Annotated in this window: 14 protein-coding genes and 1 tRNA gene; 2 read left to right on the top strand and 13 right to left on the bottom strand. The window is 65.5% G+C overall.

Going from position 1 to position 14960, the window contains the following annotated elements:
* Nucleotides 1-61: 61 nt before the first annotated feature.
* Complete coding sequence (gene serA / locus AB6730_RS12690; RefSeq protein WP_371023959.1) at nt 62-1297, top strand: phosphoglycerate dehydrogenase; 1236 nt, start codon at nt 62-64, stop codon at nt 1295-1297.
* Nucleotides 1298-1474: 177 nt separating this feature from the next.
* Here the strand turns inward: serA and AB6730_RS12685 are convergent, their stop codons facing one another.
* From AB6730_RS12685 to thrS, 13 genes are all read right to left on the bottom strand, one after another.
* Nucleotides 1475-2422, bottom strand: a complete 948-nt coding sequence (locus AB6730_RS12685) for a GGDEF domain-containing protein (protein WP_371023958.1) — start codon at nt 2420-2422, stop codon at nt 1475-1477.
* 67 nt (nt 2423-2489) lie between these two features.
* A complete protein-coding gene (locus tag AB6730_RS12680) occupies nt 2490-3482 on the bottom strand; it encodes an MBL fold metallo-hydrolase (protein WP_371023957.1) in 993 nt (330 codons plus the stop codon).
* On the bottom strand, nt 3479-4270 hold the full coding sequence (locus tag AB6730_RS12675) for a hypothetical protein (RefSeq protein WP_371023956.1): 792 nt from the start codon (nt 4268-4270) through the stop codon (nt 3479-3481). The genes AB6730_RS12680 and AB6730_RS12675 overlap by 4 nt, the downstream gene beginning before the upstream one ends.
* 3 nt (nt 4271-4273) lie before the next feature.
* The gene (locus tag AB6730_RS12670; RefSeq protein WP_371023955.1) at nt 4274-5503 is read right to left on the bottom strand and encodes a hypothetical protein; all 1230 of its coding nucleotides are present in this window, start codon (nt 5501-5503) and stop codon (nt 4274-4276) included.
* Nucleotides 5504-5701: 198 nt separating this feature from the next.
* A tRNA-Pro gene (locus AB6730_RS12665) sits at nt 5702-5778 on the bottom strand.
* Between the two features lie 47 nt (nt 5779-5825).
* Nucleotides 5826-6182, bottom strand: a complete 357-nt coding sequence (locus AB6730_RS12660) for a MerR family transcriptional regulator (RefSeq protein WP_306850338.1) — start codon at nt 6180-6182, stop codon at nt 5826-5828.
* On the bottom strand, nt 6163-6462 hold the full coding sequence (gene ihfA, locus AB6730_RS12655; protein WP_036114917.1) for an integration host factor subunit alpha: 300 nt from the start codon (nt 6460-6462) through the stop codon (nt 6163-6165). The genes AB6730_RS12660 and ihfA overlap by 20 nt, the downstream gene beginning before the upstream one ends.
* Nucleotide 6463: 1 nt before the next feature.
* Nucleotides 6464-8845 (bottom strand): phenylalanine--tRNA ligase subunit beta, encoded by a 2382-nt coding sequence (gene pheT, locus AB6730_RS12650; RefSeq protein ID WP_371023954.1) that lies wholly within the window; start codon nt 8843-8845, stop codon nt 6464-6466.
* 64 nt (nt 8846-8909) lie between these two features.
* The gene (gene pheS, locus AB6730_RS12645) at nt 8910-9902 is read right to left on the bottom strand and encodes a phenylalanine--tRNA ligase subunit alpha (protein WP_371023953.1); all 993 of its coding nucleotides are present in this window, start codon (nt 9900-9902) and stop codon (nt 8910-8912) included.
* Nucleotides 9903-10011: 109 nt separating this feature from the next.
* Complete coding sequence (gene rplT / locus AB6730_RS12640; RefSeq protein WP_306850326.1) at nt 10012-10371, bottom strand: 50S ribosomal protein L20; 360 nt, start codon at nt 10369-10371, stop codon at nt 10012-10014.
* A 14-nt stretch (nt 10372-10385) separates the two neighbouring features.
* Nucleotides 10386-10583, bottom strand: coding sequence for a 50S ribosomal protein L35 (gene rpmI / locus AB6730_RS12635; protein WP_036114929.1), 198 nt, complete (start codon nt 10581-10583; stop codon nt 10386-10388).
* Nucleotides 10584-10935: 352 nt separating this feature from the next.
* The gene (gene infC / locus AB6730_RS12630; RefSeq protein WP_371024013.1) at nt 10936-11463 is read right to left on the bottom strand and encodes a translation initiation factor IF-3; all 528 of its coding nucleotides are present in this window, start codon (nt 11461-11463) and stop codon (nt 10936-10938) included.
* Between the two features lie 44 nt (nt 11464-11507).
* Nucleotides 11508-13409 carry a threonine--tRNA ligase gene (gene thrS / locus AB6730_RS12625; RefSeq protein ID WP_371023952.1) on the bottom strand — a complete coding sequence of 634 codons (1902 nt, stop codon included), beginning with the start codon at nt 13407-13409 and terminating at the stop codon, nt 11508-11510.
* Between the two features lie 232 nt (nt 13410-13641).
* Here thrS and AB6730_RS12620 point away from each other — a divergent pair, with 232 nt between their 5' ends.
* The gene (locus tag AB6730_RS12620; RefSeq protein WP_371023951.1) at nt 13642-14652 is read left to right on the top strand and encodes an NAD-dependent epimerase; all 1011 of its coding nucleotides are present in this window, start codon (nt 13642-13644) and stop codon (nt 14650-14652) included.
* Nucleotides 14653-14960: the final 308 nt, after the last annotated feature.

The following is a 14960-nucleotide window of genomic DNA, read 5'->3' as shown; positions in this document are numbered from 1 at the left end:
GGTCCGCCTCTCCGCGGGTATCTGGCATAGTGGAGCCTTCGTCCAAGGACCGCCCCGAATCATGAAGCGCACGTCGTACCCGAAAGAAGACATCAAGGTCTTGCTGCTCGAAGGCGTCAGCCGGAGCGCCCTGGATACCTTCCGACAGGCCGGGTACTCGCAGATCGAGTTCCACGAAAAGTCGCTGCCCGAGGACGATCTTCGCGAGCGCATCGCGGACGCGCATATCGTCGGCATCCGCTCGCGCACCCACCTCACCGCCGGGGTACTGGCGGAGGCGCGGCGCCTGATCGCGGTGGGCTGCTTCTGCATCGGCACCAACCAGGTCGATACGGCCGAAGCCGAACGGTTGGGCGTACCGGTGTTCAACGCCCCCTACTCCAATACCCGTAGCGTGGCCGAACTGGTCATCGCCGAAACCATCATGCTGGTCCGCCGCATTCCCGAGAAAAACGCCGAATGCCATCGGGGTGGCTGGTCGAAGTCGGCGGCGGGCAGCTTCGAGGTGCGCGACAAGGTGCTGGGCATCGTCGGTTACGGCCACATCGGCACCCAGGTCGGCGTTCTGGCGGAATCGCTGGGCATGCGCGTGATCTTCCACGACGTCGAAGCGAAGCTTTCGCTCGGCAATGCCCGCCCGGCGGCGAGCCTCGACGACCTTCTCGAACGCGCCGACGTGGTGACGCTGCACGTACCCGAAACGCCGCAGACGCGAAACCTCATCGGCGCGGCGGAAATCGCACGCATGCGCCCCGGCTCCATGCTGGTGAACGCCTCGCGCGGCACGGTGGTCGACATCGACGCGCTGGCCGCCGCCCTGCGTTCGAAGCATCTCGCCGGGGCGGCGATCGACGTCTTCCCGGTGGAACCCAAGGGCAACGACGATCCTTTCGTCTCGCCGCTCGTCGGCATGGACAACGTGATCCTGACCCCGCACGTCGGCGGCAGCACGGCCGAGGCGCAGGAGAACATCGGCATCGAAGTGGCTTCGAAGCTGGTCCGTTACAGCGACAACGGCAGCACGCTATCGGCCGTGAATTTCCCGGAGGTGTCGCTGCCGGGGCATCCGACGAGCCGTCGCCTGCTGCATATCCACCGCAATATCCCGGGCGTGTTGTCACGCGTGAACGAGGTGTTTTCGCGTGCCGCCGTGAACATCGATGGCCAGTACCTGCAAACCTCGTCGCAGGTCGGCTACGTGGTGATCGACGTCACCACCACTGAAGAACACGCCGCCGCGTTGCGTAACGAACTGGCGGCGATCGAGGGGACGTTGCGGGCTCGCGCGCTTTACTGAGGGACGGAGAGCGGTGCCGAGCGGGGTGGGCGCCGACCCTGTCGGCGATCCCGCGGCAGCGGGCAAGATTACGGCAAGCACCCATCGCCGCTGAAGCGGCTTCCCACCCGGATTGTGGGTTACCTACCCGGACGCGGGTTCCCACCCGGATTTGCGCCTGACGACGAAAGAATCCGCCTAAAAGCCACCATCGGCGACGACGCGAGCGCGGCCACGTTCCTTGGCGAGGTACAAGCGGCGGTCGGCTACCGCGATGAACGGCAGAACTTCATCGCGTTCCGTGGGAATGGCGGTGTGCACGCCCGCGCTCAGGGTCAGGCGCTTTCCGGGGCCCACGCCGGCATGCGGAATCAGTGCCTTGTCGACCAGGTCGAGACAGCGCCAGGCCAGCGCCATGGCGGTGGCTTCGTCCGTGTCCGGCAGCAACAGCACGAATTCCTCGCCACCGAACCGGCATAGCAGGTCGCGTGGGCTTCGTACGATGCCGGCGAGTGTCGCCGCCACGCGTTTCAGGCACTCGTCGCCTTCCAGGTGCCCGTAGTGATCGTTGTATTGCTTGAAGAAGTCGATGTCGAGCACGACGGCCGAGATGGCTTGCCTGGCCGCCATCGCATCCCGCCACTCGTTCTCCACGATCATGTCGAAGCGGCGCCGATTGGCGACGCCGGTGAGGCCGTCCTTGAACGACAATTCCTCGAGCTCACGCTGCATGTCGAGCAGGCGTTCTTCAGTACGCTTGCGCTCGCTGATGTCGAACATGAAGCCGACCAGCGCGTTCGGAGTTCCATCCGGATTGCGCACCACGTGCACGACGTCGCGAATCCAGACGTACTCGCCATCCTTGCGTAAGGCACGGTAATCCGCTTCGTGATCGATCCCGGCCTGCGACTGGGCGACGCAGAAGTCGAAGACCCATGCGCGGTCTTCCGGATGCATGCGATCGGCCCAGTCCTGCACCGTGGCCCACGACTGGGGCGCCCAACCCAGCAATTCCTCGATCTGCGGGCCTATGTAGGCGAAGCGCAGGGTCTCCCACTCGATCTTCCAGGGGATGGCGCGCGTGGACTCCAGCAGGGTCTTGTAGACCCCGATGTCCTCCTCGCGGATGATGTCTTCGATGCTCATGGCGCCCCCGGGCTGGCCTTGCGGCTTCGCAAGTTTAGCGGCGGGGGAGCCGGAAGCTTGAGCCCCGTTACCTGCCCGGGCGGTTCTGCGTGTAGTTCAGTGGCACATAGACATAGCCCTTGCCGTCTTCCGCCCGTGCGACATGCCCGAACGAGGGGAACGGCAAGTGCGCCGCCCCGATCATGTAGCCGTTCTTCGCCGCGTCGGCGAACGCCGCCTCGCGGGCGCGCTCGGCTTCGTGGTTGTCGCTGTCCCAGGCGATCCGCACGAAGGGATCGCGGAACTGCACCGCCGCGGAATGCACGACATCGCCCCACAGCACCAGGGTGGCTCCCTTGCTTTCCACGACATAGAAGCTGTGTCCCGGCGTATGCCCCGGCGCGGCGACGGCACGGATACCGGGCGCGATCTCCGCGGCGCCCTTGAAGACCTGCACCTTGCCGGCGGCGATGTACGGCGCGAAGACCTTCTGGGCGACGTCGAAGCTGACCCGTACGCCTTCGGGCGCCTTCGCACGATTGGCCGGGTTCATCCAGAAATCGTATTCGGCCTTGTCGAGACGGATGGTCGCGTTCGGAAAGGCGCGCTCGCCGTTTCGCAGCAAGCCACCGATATGGTCGGCATGCATATGCGTGATCACGACCTCGTCGACCTGGTCGGGTGAATAGCCCGCGGCCTTGAGGTTGTCGATCGTATTGCCGAGGGTCGGGCCGTAGAACGAACCCGCACCGGCGTCGACGAGCACGAGCTTGGCGCCCGTGTTGACGAGGAACTGGTTCATCGACGACTCCGCAGGCAGCGTCTGGAACGCCTTGCGGTACGCCGCCGCGATCTGTTCGGACGAAATGCCGATCAACAGCTGCTCCATCGGGAAGTCGATCGTGCCGTCATTCAGGGCGGTAACCTCGACATCGCCGACCATCAGGCGGTAGTAACCCGGCGCCTGCGTGTGGACGATCGGGGCGGCGGCGAAGGTCGAGACGGGGACGAAGGCGGCGGCAATGCCACAAGCCAGCGCGCCGGCGAGGCAAGCGCGTGCGAAACGGCGAGTGCGAATCATCGGAAAGTCCTTGGGGAAGAGGGAGCGTCTGGAGGTGACCCGATGTCGAAGACGACCGAGGCGTCCACGGCAGGTGCATCGGGTGTATCGAGCGGCGTCTCGAAGTGGCCGTTCAGACGGTTGCCTGCGGGATCTTCGAGAGTGCCGCGAACCATCAGTTTGTATCGGCCTGCGCGCCAAGGCGCCTCGGGTGTGAAGGTCCAGGTGGATTCGCCGTCGAGCAGTTCGGCATGGCCGTCCACGGGACGGTCATCCGCGTCGGCAATGGCCATGTAGTCGGCATCCCTGCCATCGACCGGCGCATCCAGCCGCACCACGAGGGACTGCCTCGACGAGGGCGACACCGGCAATACGCTCCACGCCGACGCGACCGGACCATGCAGGTCCGGTGGCCCGACGTGCCATCGCTTGAGCGGACGGCCGTCGAGCGTGAGCACCACATCGTCTCCCGGCACGAGGATCGGTCCTAGCGCCTCCCGCGCAACCAGGCCGCTCTTCACGCGCCCGGGATGCATGAGAAGCGTCAGGATGCGTCCGTCAGGCGACCACAGTTCCTGGGCCAGGAAGGGTTCCCGCAGTTCGCTTCCATCAGTACGCGACAGTGCGATGCGTGGAAGCACGGGGCCCTCGGGCGCCGTGGCGAACTCGAGCGAAAGCCGCAACATATTGGCGGGAACCACCGTGGCGGACGGCCGTACCGTCACGACGGGTGCCTCCAACGGCCACGCTTGGACCTGCGGAAGCACCAGCGCGAAGATCGTGCCCAGCAGGAGCCGATGCAGGTGCACGAATCACTCCGGCGCCTTGACGAGGTCCGGCAGTTCTTCATCCTTCAGCAGCATGTCCTGCCTCGGCTTGATGTTCCGCTGCTGGAATTCGTTACCCTTGAAGCTGAAGTCGGGGAACGCGTATTCCGAAACGTGGTCGGACATGCGGAAGCTCAGGTCCTTCCCGATCGACACCAGCTGAAGCGCATCGTGCTGGAGGTCGCGGCGAACGACGGCGAACGACTTGTCGTCGAGGTTATCGATGCGCAATGCACCGGCAAGCGGCGCTTCGGTCACGTTGACGCCGGTGATCTCGCCGAACGGCACCTGTTTCTCGATACCGGGCCGGGCGCGCGCCGCGTCCAGTTCAGCCACGGAAACGACGTCGGACACGCGGTTGAAATTCACCAGCATCACGAAGTCGCTCGCCTTGCCCTGCTCCATCCTGGTGAACGAGACCATGCCCGCCGGCGTATTGCCGTAGCCCAGCTCGGCGACGGTCTTTCCGCGAACGTGCGCGCCGTCCTTCAGGTCATCGAGCGGGATGATCACCAGGGGCGTGCACGTATAGGCGGCGACCAGGTAGGGCTTGCCGCCTAGGTTGGCGAAGCTCATCGCGCGGATGGGTGCGCGCGTTTCCATGAGGTTGTGGCCGCCATGGAAGATCTCGATGGACGTGATCGACTGTTTCGCGTCGAAGGGATAACGCACCCGACGGAGCGTCGAGGCGAAATCCTGGTTCGAAAGGCCGGCGACGAAGAGTTCGCCGTCACGCCACTTCATGTCGGTGACGGTGAAGCTCCGCTCGGGCGTCTGCTTCCAGAACCGGCTGTTCGAGGTCGGCGCGTCACGAAGCGCGACCGATGTCGAGGGCGCCGACTTCAAGTCGATACGACGCGCACGCTTGTCGCTGGTCACCACGAACAATGCGGGCGCCTTATCGGGGCCATAGCTGGTGGCGACATATACCTGGGCCGTGCCCGGGCGGACGACCATGTCCTCGATCGTGACCTTCGCGTTGCCGACCTGCGACGAGAGCAGGGCCTCCAGGTCGAGGATATTGAACGCGGTGCCCGCCGGCTGCCGTGGCGCGGGGGGCAACTGGAGCGCGTGAACCTTCGCCGCCTTCCAGTCAGCGACGAAGAGGGTGTCGCCCGGTCCGGCGGCGAGGCGGGAAATCGAAGTGACGTCGGCCGCGTAGGCGTCGATGGACAGGCCGAGCAGGCAGGCCGTGGCGATAGCTGTAAAACGCATGAGAGTGCCCCTTGGCGGCCATGAGTCGAACCGGGCGATCCCGACCTTGAAGGGATTGCCGACGACTCGCAGCCTAGTCAGGGCCGGGTGGGCGGGGTAGCCATGTGGAGCGAACCACGATGATGATCGCCTCGCACCAATGTGCCGTGCTGCCTCGCAAACGAAAAAAGGCGCCCCGAAGGACGCCTTTTCGAATAATGGTCGGGGTGGCGAGATTCGAACTCGCGACCACTACACCCCCAGCGTAGTGCGCTACCAGGCTGCGCTACACCCCGACGAGCAAACGATTGTAGCAGCAACATCGCGATCTGCGGAAGGCGGATCAGCGACGAAGGAGGGACAGGACTTCTTCGAGCTCCAGGCGTACCTGGCGGACGATCTGGTGCGACATGCTGGCTTCCATGCGGGCCTGCGGGCCTTCCAGCCGGGCGCGGGCGCCGGTGATGGTGAAGCCCTCGTCGTACAGCAAGGAACGGATCTGGCGGATCATGAGCACGTCGTGGCGCTGGTAGTAGCGGCGATTGCCGCGGCGCTTGACGGGCTTGAGGGCCGGGAACTCCTGCTCCCAGTAGCGAAGGACGTGCGGCTTGACGCCGCAAAGCTCGCTGACCTCACCGATGGTGAAGTAGCGCTTCGCCGGGATCGCCGGAAGTTCGGTGTTATTCCCTGGATCCAGCATAGCCCTCGACTCTTACCTTGAGTTTCTGGCCGGGACGGAAGGTGACCACCCGCCGGGCAGAGATGGGAATTTCCTCACCGGTCTTCGGATTCCGACCGGGCCGCTGATTCTTCTGCCGAAGGTCGAAATTGCCGAAGCCCGACAACTTCACCTGCTCGCCCCGCTCCAGCGCCTCGCGCACGACCTCGAAATACGCGTCCACGAATTCCTTGGCCTCGCGCTTGTTGAGGCCCACGTCGAGGAAAAGCCGCTCGGCCATTTCCGCCTTGGTCAGCGCCATCTTATCCTCGCAGTCTTGCCTTGCATGTCTTCTCCAATGCCCCCACCGCTTCTGCCACGCGAGCGTCGGCATCGTCGTCGGTAAGGGTGCGTGAAGCGTCCTGTAAAATCAAGCCCATAGCGAGACTCTTTCGCCCTTCATCGATCCCCTTGCCCGCGTAGCGGTCGAACAGGCGGATCTCCGTGAGCACCTCGCCCAGCGCGCTGCGCACGGCGGCCTCGACCGAAGCCCAGGACACTTCTTCCGGCAATTCCACGGCGATGTCGCGGCGAACCGCCGGGAAACGGGCGACGCGGCTGGCGCTGGGCAAGCGACGGGCCAAGATCGGTTCCAACGCCAGTTCCATCACGTGGACATCCGGGCCGAGGTCGAGCGCCTTGGCCAGCGCCGGGTGCAGCGCGCCCAGGAAGCCGGCCTGGTGGCCATCGCGGAGTACGCGGGCACCGCGGCCCGGGTGCAGCCACGACGGCAGGTCGGCGGTGTCCACCGACCAGCGCGCCGGCTCGCCCGTGTGGGCGACCAACGCATCGAGATCGCCCTTCAGGTCGAAGAAGTCGACGGTACGCGAGGCCTCGCCCCACTGTTCCGCCCGCGCGCCACCCGAGGCGACGACGGCGACGCGGCCGATTTCATCGGGTGCGCCACCCGTGGCATGGAAGCTGCGCGCGACCTCGAACAGGCGTACGCGGTCCTGCTGGCGCGCGCGGTTGTGCCGCAGCGCCTCGACCAGGCCCGGCAGGAGCGAGGTACGCATGACGGCGAGATCGGCCGACAGCGGGTTGGCCAGGGGAACCTGGTCCTTGTCCACGCCCCAGGTCTTCAGCAGGTCGGCGCTCACGAAGGAGAGCGTCACGGCCTCGAAATAGCCACGGGCGGCCAGCTGGTCGCGCAGGGCCATCTCGGTGAGACGGGCCTCCGGCTCGGCGCGCAGGGCGATCTCGCCGGCGGGCACGTGGGTCGGAATGCGCTCGTAGCCGTGGATGCGGGCGACCTCCTCGATGAGGTCCTCCTCGCGCTCGATGTCGAAACGGCTGCTCGGCGGCGTGATGCGCCAGCCGTCCGCCACCTCGACCACGCCCATGCCGAGCGCGGTGAAGATGCGCGCGACCTCGTTGGCCGCCACTTCGATGCCGAGCACGCGGCGCAGGCGCGCATGACGCAGCAGGACCGGCGCGTGCTCGCGCAGGTCTTCCAGCCGCTCGGCGACCGTCACCGGACCGGCCTTCCCGCCCGCGATGGCCAGGATCAATTCGGTGGCCCGCTCCATCGCACGCTTCGGCAGCGCCGGATCGACGCCGCGCTCGTAGCGGTGCGAGGCATCCGTATGCAGTCCAAGCTTGCGGGCGCGACCCATGATCGCCGAGGGGGCGAAATGGGCGGCTTCCAGGAAGATGTTCCGGGTGGTGTCGGTCACGCGCGAATCGAGGCCGCCCATCACGCCGCCGACGGCGAGCGCATGCGCTTCATCCGCGATCACGACGAACGAGGGATCGAGCGTCGCCTCGCTGCCGTCGAGCAGTTTAAGGGGCTCGCCGACGTCGGCATGGCGAACCACGATGGCCCCCGACAAGGTGTCGTTGTCGAAGGCGTGCATGGGGTGGCCGAGTTCCAGCATCACGTATTGGGTGATGTCGACGATGGCGCTGATCGGACGGATGCCGGAGCGGCGCAGGCGCTCGGCGAGCCACAGCGGCGATCGCGCGGTCGCGTCCACGCCCTCGATCACGCGGCCGAGGTAACGGGGCGCGTCAGCTCCGGCTTCGAGCCTGACGGACCGGGACGCACTGGAGGTGACCGGCGCGTCGGTCGTCCCGATCGCCTTCACCTGGCTGCCGAAAAGTGCCGCCACGTCGTGGGCGAGGCCATGCAGGCCGAGCACGTCGGGACGGTTCGGGGTGATCTTCAGTTCGATGCTGGCATCGGGCAGGCCCATGTACTCGGCCAGCGGTTTGCCGACCGGCGCATCGGACGGCAGTTCGAGCAGCCCGGAGGCGTCGGCGTCGATGCCGAGTTCCTTGGCCGAGCAGAGCATGCCGTACGATTCGACGCCGCGCAGCTTCGCCGCCTTGATCTGGATTCCACCCGGCAGCGTCGCGCCGACGGTGGCCAGCGGCACGCGGATGCCGACACGGGCGTTGGGTGCGCCGCAGACGATCTGCAGCGGTTCGCCCTGCCCCGCATCCACCTTGCATACCTGCAGCCGGTCGGCTTCGGGGTGCTTCGTCGCCTCGACGATCTCGGCGACGACGACGCCGTCGAGGCCTTCGCCCAGGGGCGTGACCTCTTCCACTTCCAGGCCGGACATCGTGAGCGCGTGGACCAGCGCCGCGCGATCCGCGTCGATGGCGACCAGTTCGCGCAGCCAGTTTTCAGAGAATTTCATGGGAGCGAGCTCGTTGAACGTGGAGTCGTGGCCGGCCGGAGAGCCGGCCTCGCGTCGATGCGGGTCAGGCGAACTGGCGCAGGAATCGCAGGTCGTTCTCGAAGAACGCGCGCAGGTCGCCGACGCCGTAGCGAAGCATGGCGAAGCGCTCCACGCCCAGGCCGAAGGCGAAACCCGTGTAGCGCTCCGGATCGATGCCGCAGTTCTTCAGCACGGTGGGATGCACCATGCCGCAACCGAGCACTTCGAGCCAGCGCGTGCTGCCGTCCTCGGCATCCCAACGGATGTCGACTTCGGCCGAGGGCTCGGTGAAGGGGAAGTAGCTCGGCCGGAAGCGCATCTCGAAATCGCGCTCGAAGAACGCGCGCACGAACTCGGCCAGCGTGCCCTTCAGGTCGGCGAAGCTGGAGGTCTCGTCGACCAGCAGGCCTTCGATCTGGTGGAACATCGGCGAATGGGTCTGGTCCGAATCGCTGCGGTAGACCTTGCCCGGCGCGATGATGCGGATGGGCGGCTGGCGGCCCTGCATCGAACGGATCTGCACCGGCGAGGTATGCGTGCGCAGCAGGCGCCCGTCGCCGAAATAGAAGGTGTCGTGCATGGCGCGCGCCGGATGATGCGGCGGGAAATTCAGCGCCTCGAAGTTGTACCAGTCGTCCTCGATCTCGGGACCGTCGGCGCGCTGGTAGCCGAGCCGGCCGAAGATGTCGGCGATGCGCTCCAGCGCGCGGGTGATCGGGTGGATGCCACCGTATTCCCCGTCGCGGCCCGGCAAGGTCACGTCGATGCGCTCGGAAGCGAGGCGGCGGTCCAGTTCGGCCTGCTCCAGCGCCTGCTTGCGCGCGGCGATGGCGTCGGTGAGGCGTTCCTTGGCGCGGTTGACCTCGGCGCCACGCGCCTTGCGCTCGTCGCCGGAAAGCTGACCCAGGGCCTTCAGGGCCGCGGTGACCGCCCCGTTCTTGCCCAGCAAGGCCACACGCACGGCGTCCAGCGCCTCGAGCGAGGGGGCGGATTCGATGTCCCGTAGGGACGCGTCGATAGGCTCGATCGATTCCATCGGTTTTCCTGCTTTTTCCGGGCACGCAAAAAAGTGTGGGGAGAAGGCAAGCCTTCTCCCCACGTCATCCATCATCGCGCGATAAGACTACCGCGCGTGGTAAAGCGGATTACGCAGCCAGACTGGCCTTGGCCTTCTCTGCGATCGCACCAAACGCCTTGATGTCGTGCACGGCGAGGTCGGCGAGGACCTTGCGGTCGACGGTGATCTGCGCCTTGGCCAGACCATTGATCAGGCGGCTGTACGACAGGCCGAACTGCCGGGCGGCGGCATTGATACGGACGATCCACAGGGCGCGGAACTGACGCTTGCGCTGCTTGCGGCCGATGTAGGCGTACTGACCGGCCTTGATGACGGCCTGGTTGGCTACGCGGAATACCTTGCGGCGGGCGTTGTAATAGCCCTTGGCACGGCCGATGATCTTCTTGTGACGACGACGGGCGGTAACGCCACGCTTAACACGAGCCATGGTTCAACCCTCCCTCAGAGATACGGCAACATGCGAGCTACACCCTTGGTGTCGCAAGCTTTGACGTGGTTGGGAGCGCGCAGGCCGCGCTTACGCTTGGTCGACTTCTTGGTCAGGATATGCGACTTGAAGGCGTGACCGGCCTTGAACTTGCCGGATGCGGTCTTGCGAAAACGCTTCGCGGCCGCCCGGTTGGTCTTGATCTTGGGCATCGGAATGCTCCGTATTCGGTTGCTGACTGATCCGGCGGCGAGCCTTGGGAGGCAACGCGCTTTCCTTCCTGCCGGGTACGGTGATTCGGCCCATCCATACGGGCCGAGCCGGCGATGATACCGAATCGTGGGGGCTTCCGCCAGAGGCAGCCAACCTGCCGGGGAACCGAATCTGGCCCCTGCCCGGCAACTGAATCTGGCCCCTGCCCGGCAAACCGAATCCTGGTGGGAAGCGGCCTCGGCCGCGATGGGGCTTGGGGCAAGAGCCATCGCGCGCGAGCGCGCTTCCCACCCTGGTGCTTTCCCACAAAAGAATCGGCCACAAAAAAGGCGCCGGGGCGCCTTTTCTGGATCAGGCCTTTTTCTTCGGGCCGATCATCATGACCATCTGGCGGCCTTCCAGGCGGGGAAAGGACTCCACCACGCCGTCTTCGCCGATGTCCGTCTGGACCCGGCGGGCCAGGTTCTGGCCGAGGTCCTGGTGGGACATTTCACGGCCGCGGAAGCGGATCGTGACCTTGACCTTGTCGCCTTCTTCCAGGAACTCGCGCATCTTGCGCAGCTTGATCTGGTAGTCGCCCTCGTCGGTGACGGGGCGGAACTTCACTTCCTTGATCTCGACCTGCTTCTGCTTCTTCTTGGCGGCCGAGGCCTTCTTCTGGGCTTCGAACTTGAACTTGCCGTAATCCATGATCTTGCAGACCGGCGGATCGCCGTTCGGCTGGATCTCGACGAGGTCCATGCCCAGCTCCTCGGCGGCGCGAATGGCGTCACGGGTCTCCATGATGCCCAACTGCTCGCCCTCGGCGCCCAGCACGCGCACCCGCGGCACGCGGATGTCGTTGTTCTTGCGATTGCCCTTGTTATCGGTCGTAGCGATACCGCTATCCTCCAGAAGAATGATCCCAATACCGGACCCGCGGCCTAGCGGCGGGTCTCGGCTTCCAAACGTTCGACGAATTGTGCCACCGGCATGGTACCGAGGTCTTCGCCGCCGCGGGTACGTACGGAAATGGTACCCGTTTCCTTCTCGCGATCGCCGATCACGATGAGATAGGGCACCTTCTGCAACGTATGCTCGCGGATTTTATATCCGACTTTTTCGTTGCGCAAATCGGCTTCCACCCTGAACCCTTGTCCGACAAGGGCTTGCGTCACTTCACGCACATAATCGGCCTGCGCGTCGGTAATGCTGAAGGCGACTGCCTGAATGGGGGCGAGCCAGGTCGGAAGCAAGCCCGCGTGGTGCTCGATCAGGATGCCGATGAAGCGCTCCATGGAGCCCACGATGGCCCGGTGCAGCATGACCGGGTGCCGGCGCTGGCTGTTCTCGTCCACGTACTCGGCGCCCAGGCGCTCGGGCATCATGAAATCGACCTGCATGGTGCCGACCTGCCAGGCCCGGCCGATCGAGTCCTTCATGTGGTACTCGATCTTCGGACCGTAGAAGGCGCCCTCGCCCGGCAGCTCCTCCCATTCCACCCCGGCCGCCGACAGGGCCCCACGCAGGGCGTGCTCGGCCTTGTCCCAGACCTCGTCCGAGCCGATCCGCTTGTCGGGGCGGAGGGCGATCTTCATGGCGATGTCGTTGAAGCCGAAATCCTCGTAGACCTTCATGGCCTGGCCGTGGAAGGCCGCGACCTCGTCCTCGATCTGGGCCGGGGTGCAGAAGATGTGGCCGTCGTCCTGGGTGAAGGCGCGCACGCGCATGATGCCGTGCAGCGCGCCCGAGGGCTCGTTGCGGTGGCAGCCGCCGAACTCGCCGTAACGCACCGGCAGGTCGCGGTAGCTGTGCAGGTTGGTGTTGAAGATCTGCACGTGGCCCGGACAGTTCATCGGCTTCAGGGCATACGTGCGCTTCTCCGACTCGGTGAAGAACATGTTTTCCTGGTAGTTGTCCCAATGGCCGGACTTCTTCCACAGGCTCACGTCCATGATCTGCGGCCCACGGACCTCGCGGTAGCCGCTCTTCTTGTAGACGCCGCGGACGTACTGCTCCACCGCCTGCCAGATGGCCCAGCCCTTCGGATGCCAGAAGACCATGCCCGGGGCCTCTTCCTGCATGTGGAAGAGGTCCAGCTGCTTGCCGATGCGCCGGTGGTCGCGCTTCTCGGCCTCCTCCAGCTGGTGCAGGTAGGCCTTGAGGTCCTTGTCGTTCAGCCACGCGGTGCCGTAGATGCGGGTCAGCATCTCGTTGTTGGAATCGCCGCGCCAGTAGGCACCGGCCACCTTCATCAGCTTGAACGCGCGCAGCTTGCCCGTGTTGGATACGTGCGGGCCGCGGCAGAGATCGGTGAACTCGCCCTGCGTGTAGAGCGAAAGCTCCTCGTTGGCCGGGATGCTCTCGATGATCTGGGCCTTGTATTCCTCGCCCATGTCGCGGAAGAAGCGAATCGCCTCGTCACGGCTCTTCACCGAGCGGGTGACCGGGATCTGTTCCTTGACGATCTTCTCCATCTCCGCCTGGATGGCGTCGAGGTCGTCCGGCGTGAAGGGCCGCTCGTAGGCGAAGTCGTAGTAGAAGCCGTTATCGACCACCGGACCGATCGTGACCTGCGCACCCGGGAACAGGCGCTGCACGGCCTGGCCGAGCAGGTGCGCCGTGGAGTGGCGCAGGATGTCCAGGGCCTCGGGGCTCTTCTCGGTGACGATCTCGAGGGCCGCATCGTGGTCGATGGTGAAGCTGGCATCGACGAGCTTGCCGTCGACCTTGCCGGCGAGCGTGGCCTTGGCCAGGCCGGCACCGATCGAGGCGGCGACGTCCTGCACCGTGACGGGATGGTCGAACGGGCGCTGGCTGCCGTCGGGTAGCGTGATCTGGATCATGAATGGTGTTCCGGACAAACAAAAAGGGCGCCAGGCGCCCTTCGAAAGGTGACGAAGACGTGGCGGGGGCTCAGGTTGGGAAGCGAGTAGTCCGCATGTCGCACACTCGGCCGGCGTTACCGCGGGCCACCTTCGTCTCGTGGATATCGCGCAAAAACTAGATCAGCGCCGCTGCCGTGTCAATCCGGGCGTCCGCTACACTGTGGGGCCGCCCAAACCGCAGGTCCCCACCATGCGCATCCTGGTCACCGGCAGCGCCGGTTTCGTCGGTTCGGCCCTCACCGAGCGCCTCCTCGCGCGCGGCGACACCGTGCTGGGCTTCGACAACCACAACGATTACTACGACCCGGCACTGAAAGAAGCGCGCCTCGCCCGCTTCGCCGCGCACCCCGCATACACGCACCTGCGCGCGGACCTCGCCGAGCAGGCGGCGGTGGACAAGGCGTTCGCGGATTTCCAGCCGGAGCGCGTGGTGAACCTCGCCGCCCAGGCCGGCGTGCGTTACTCGCTCACCCATCCGCACGCCTATGTGCAGAGCAACCTGGTCGGCTTCGTGAACATCCTCGAGGCCTGCCGGCGGCATCAGGTGGGGCATCTGGTCTACGCCTCGTCGAGTTCGGTCTATGGGGCGAACCGGAAGATGCCCTTCTCGGTGGAAGACGCCGTAGACCATCCCGTCAGTCTCTATGCGGCCACGAAGAAGTCGAACGAGCTGATGGCGCATACGTACAGCCACCTGTTCGGACTGCCGACGACGGGCCTGCGCTTCTTCACCGTGTATGGCCCATGGGGCCGGCCGGACATGTCGCCGATCCTGTTCGCCAACCGCATCGTCCGCGGCGAACCGATCGACGTGTACAACCACGGCCAGCACAGCCGCGACTTCACCTTCATCGACGACATCGTCGAAGGCGTGATCCGCACGCTCGACCACCCGGCCGTGCCGGACCCGTCGTACGACCCGGTGGCGCCGAATCCGGGCAGCTCGGCCGCACCTTACCGCGTGTACAACATCGGTAACGATGAGCCGGTGCAGTTGCTCGACTTCATCGGTCTGCTGGAGAAGCACCTCGGGCGTACGGTGGAGAAGCGCCTGCTGCCGATGCAGCCGGGCGATGTGCCCGATACGTGGGCGGATGTGTCGGCGCTAAGGCGGGATGTGGGTTATGCGCCGTCGACCTCGGTCGACGAGGGGCTGGCGAAGTTCGCGGCCTGGTACAAGGACTTTTACAAGGTGGGTTGATCGCGGCGCCGTTATCGCCGCTGAAGCGGCTCCCACAGGAGGTTGCGTAGCGCCTGTGAGAGTCCGCTTTTTGGTCCTGATCCCACAGGTGTATTCCTGCCTGATCTACTCGATGCCGTGGTGGGACCGATGCCGTGGTGGGACCGATGCCGTGGTGGGAAGCCGCTTCAGCGGCGATGGGTGCTTGCCTCGGTCTGGCCCGCTCCCGCGGGATCGCCGACAAGGTCGGCTCCCACCAGGTCTGGTCCTGATCCGAGGGGATGCAAGCCCCTGTGGGAGCCGCTTCAGCGGCGATGGACGTGTGGCAT

Source organism: Luteibacter sp. RCC_6_2, assembly GCF_041360655.1.
Lineage (GTDB): Bacteria > Pseudomonadota > Gammaproteobacteria > Xanthomonadales > Rhodanobacteraceae > Luteibacter.
The sequence above is the reverse complement of the archived record's forward strand: the minus strand, read 5'-3'. Positions and strand labels throughout refer to the sequence as shown.

Coding starts and splice junctions, on each gene's coding strand:
- rpmI (WP_036114929.1), bottom strand. CDS start 10,583: ATGCCCAAGATCAAGACCAACCGGGCGGCCGCGAAGCGTTTTCGCAAG.
- AB6730_RS12620 (WP_371023951.1), top strand. CDS start 13,642: ATGCGCATCCTGGTCACCGGCAGCGCCGGTTTCGTCGGTTCGGCCCTC.
- pheS (WP_371023953.1), bottom strand. CDS start 9,902: ATGGAATCGATCGAGCCTATCGACGCGTCCCTACGGGACATCGAATCC.
- serA (WP_371023959.1), top strand. CDS start 62: ATGAAGCGCACGTCGTACCCGAAAGAAGACATCAAGGTCTTGCTGCTC.
- rplT (WP_306850326.1), bottom strand. CDS start 10,371: ATGGCTCGTGTTAAGCGTGGCGTTACCGCCCGTCGTCGTCACAAGAAG.
- AB6730_RS12685 (WP_371023958.1), bottom strand. CDS start 2,422: ATGAGCATCGAAGACATCATCCGCGAGGAGGACATCGGGGTCTACAAG.
- ihfA (WP_036114917.1), bottom strand. CDS start 6,462: ATGGCGCTGACCAAGGCGGAAATGGCCGAGCGGCTTTTCCTCGACGTG.
- AB6730_RS12670 (WP_371023955.1), bottom strand. CDS start 5,503: ATGCGTTTTACAGCTATCGCCACGGCCTGCCTGCTCGGCCTGTCCATC.
- pheT (WP_371023954.1), bottom strand. CDS start 8,845: ATGAAATTCTCTGAAAACTGGCTGCGCGAACTGGTCGCCATCGACGCG.
- AB6730_RS12680 (WP_371023957.1), bottom strand. CDS start 3,482: ATGATTCGCACTCGCCGTTTCGCACGCGCTTGCCTCGCCGGCGCGCTG.
- thrS (WP_371023952.1), bottom strand. CDS start 13,409: ATGATCCAGATCACGCTACCCGACGGCAGCCAGCGCCCGTTCGACCAT.
- AB6730_RS12660 (WP_306850338.1), bottom strand. CDS start 6,182: ATGCTGGATCCAGGGAATAACACCGAACTTCCGGCGATCCCGGCGAAG.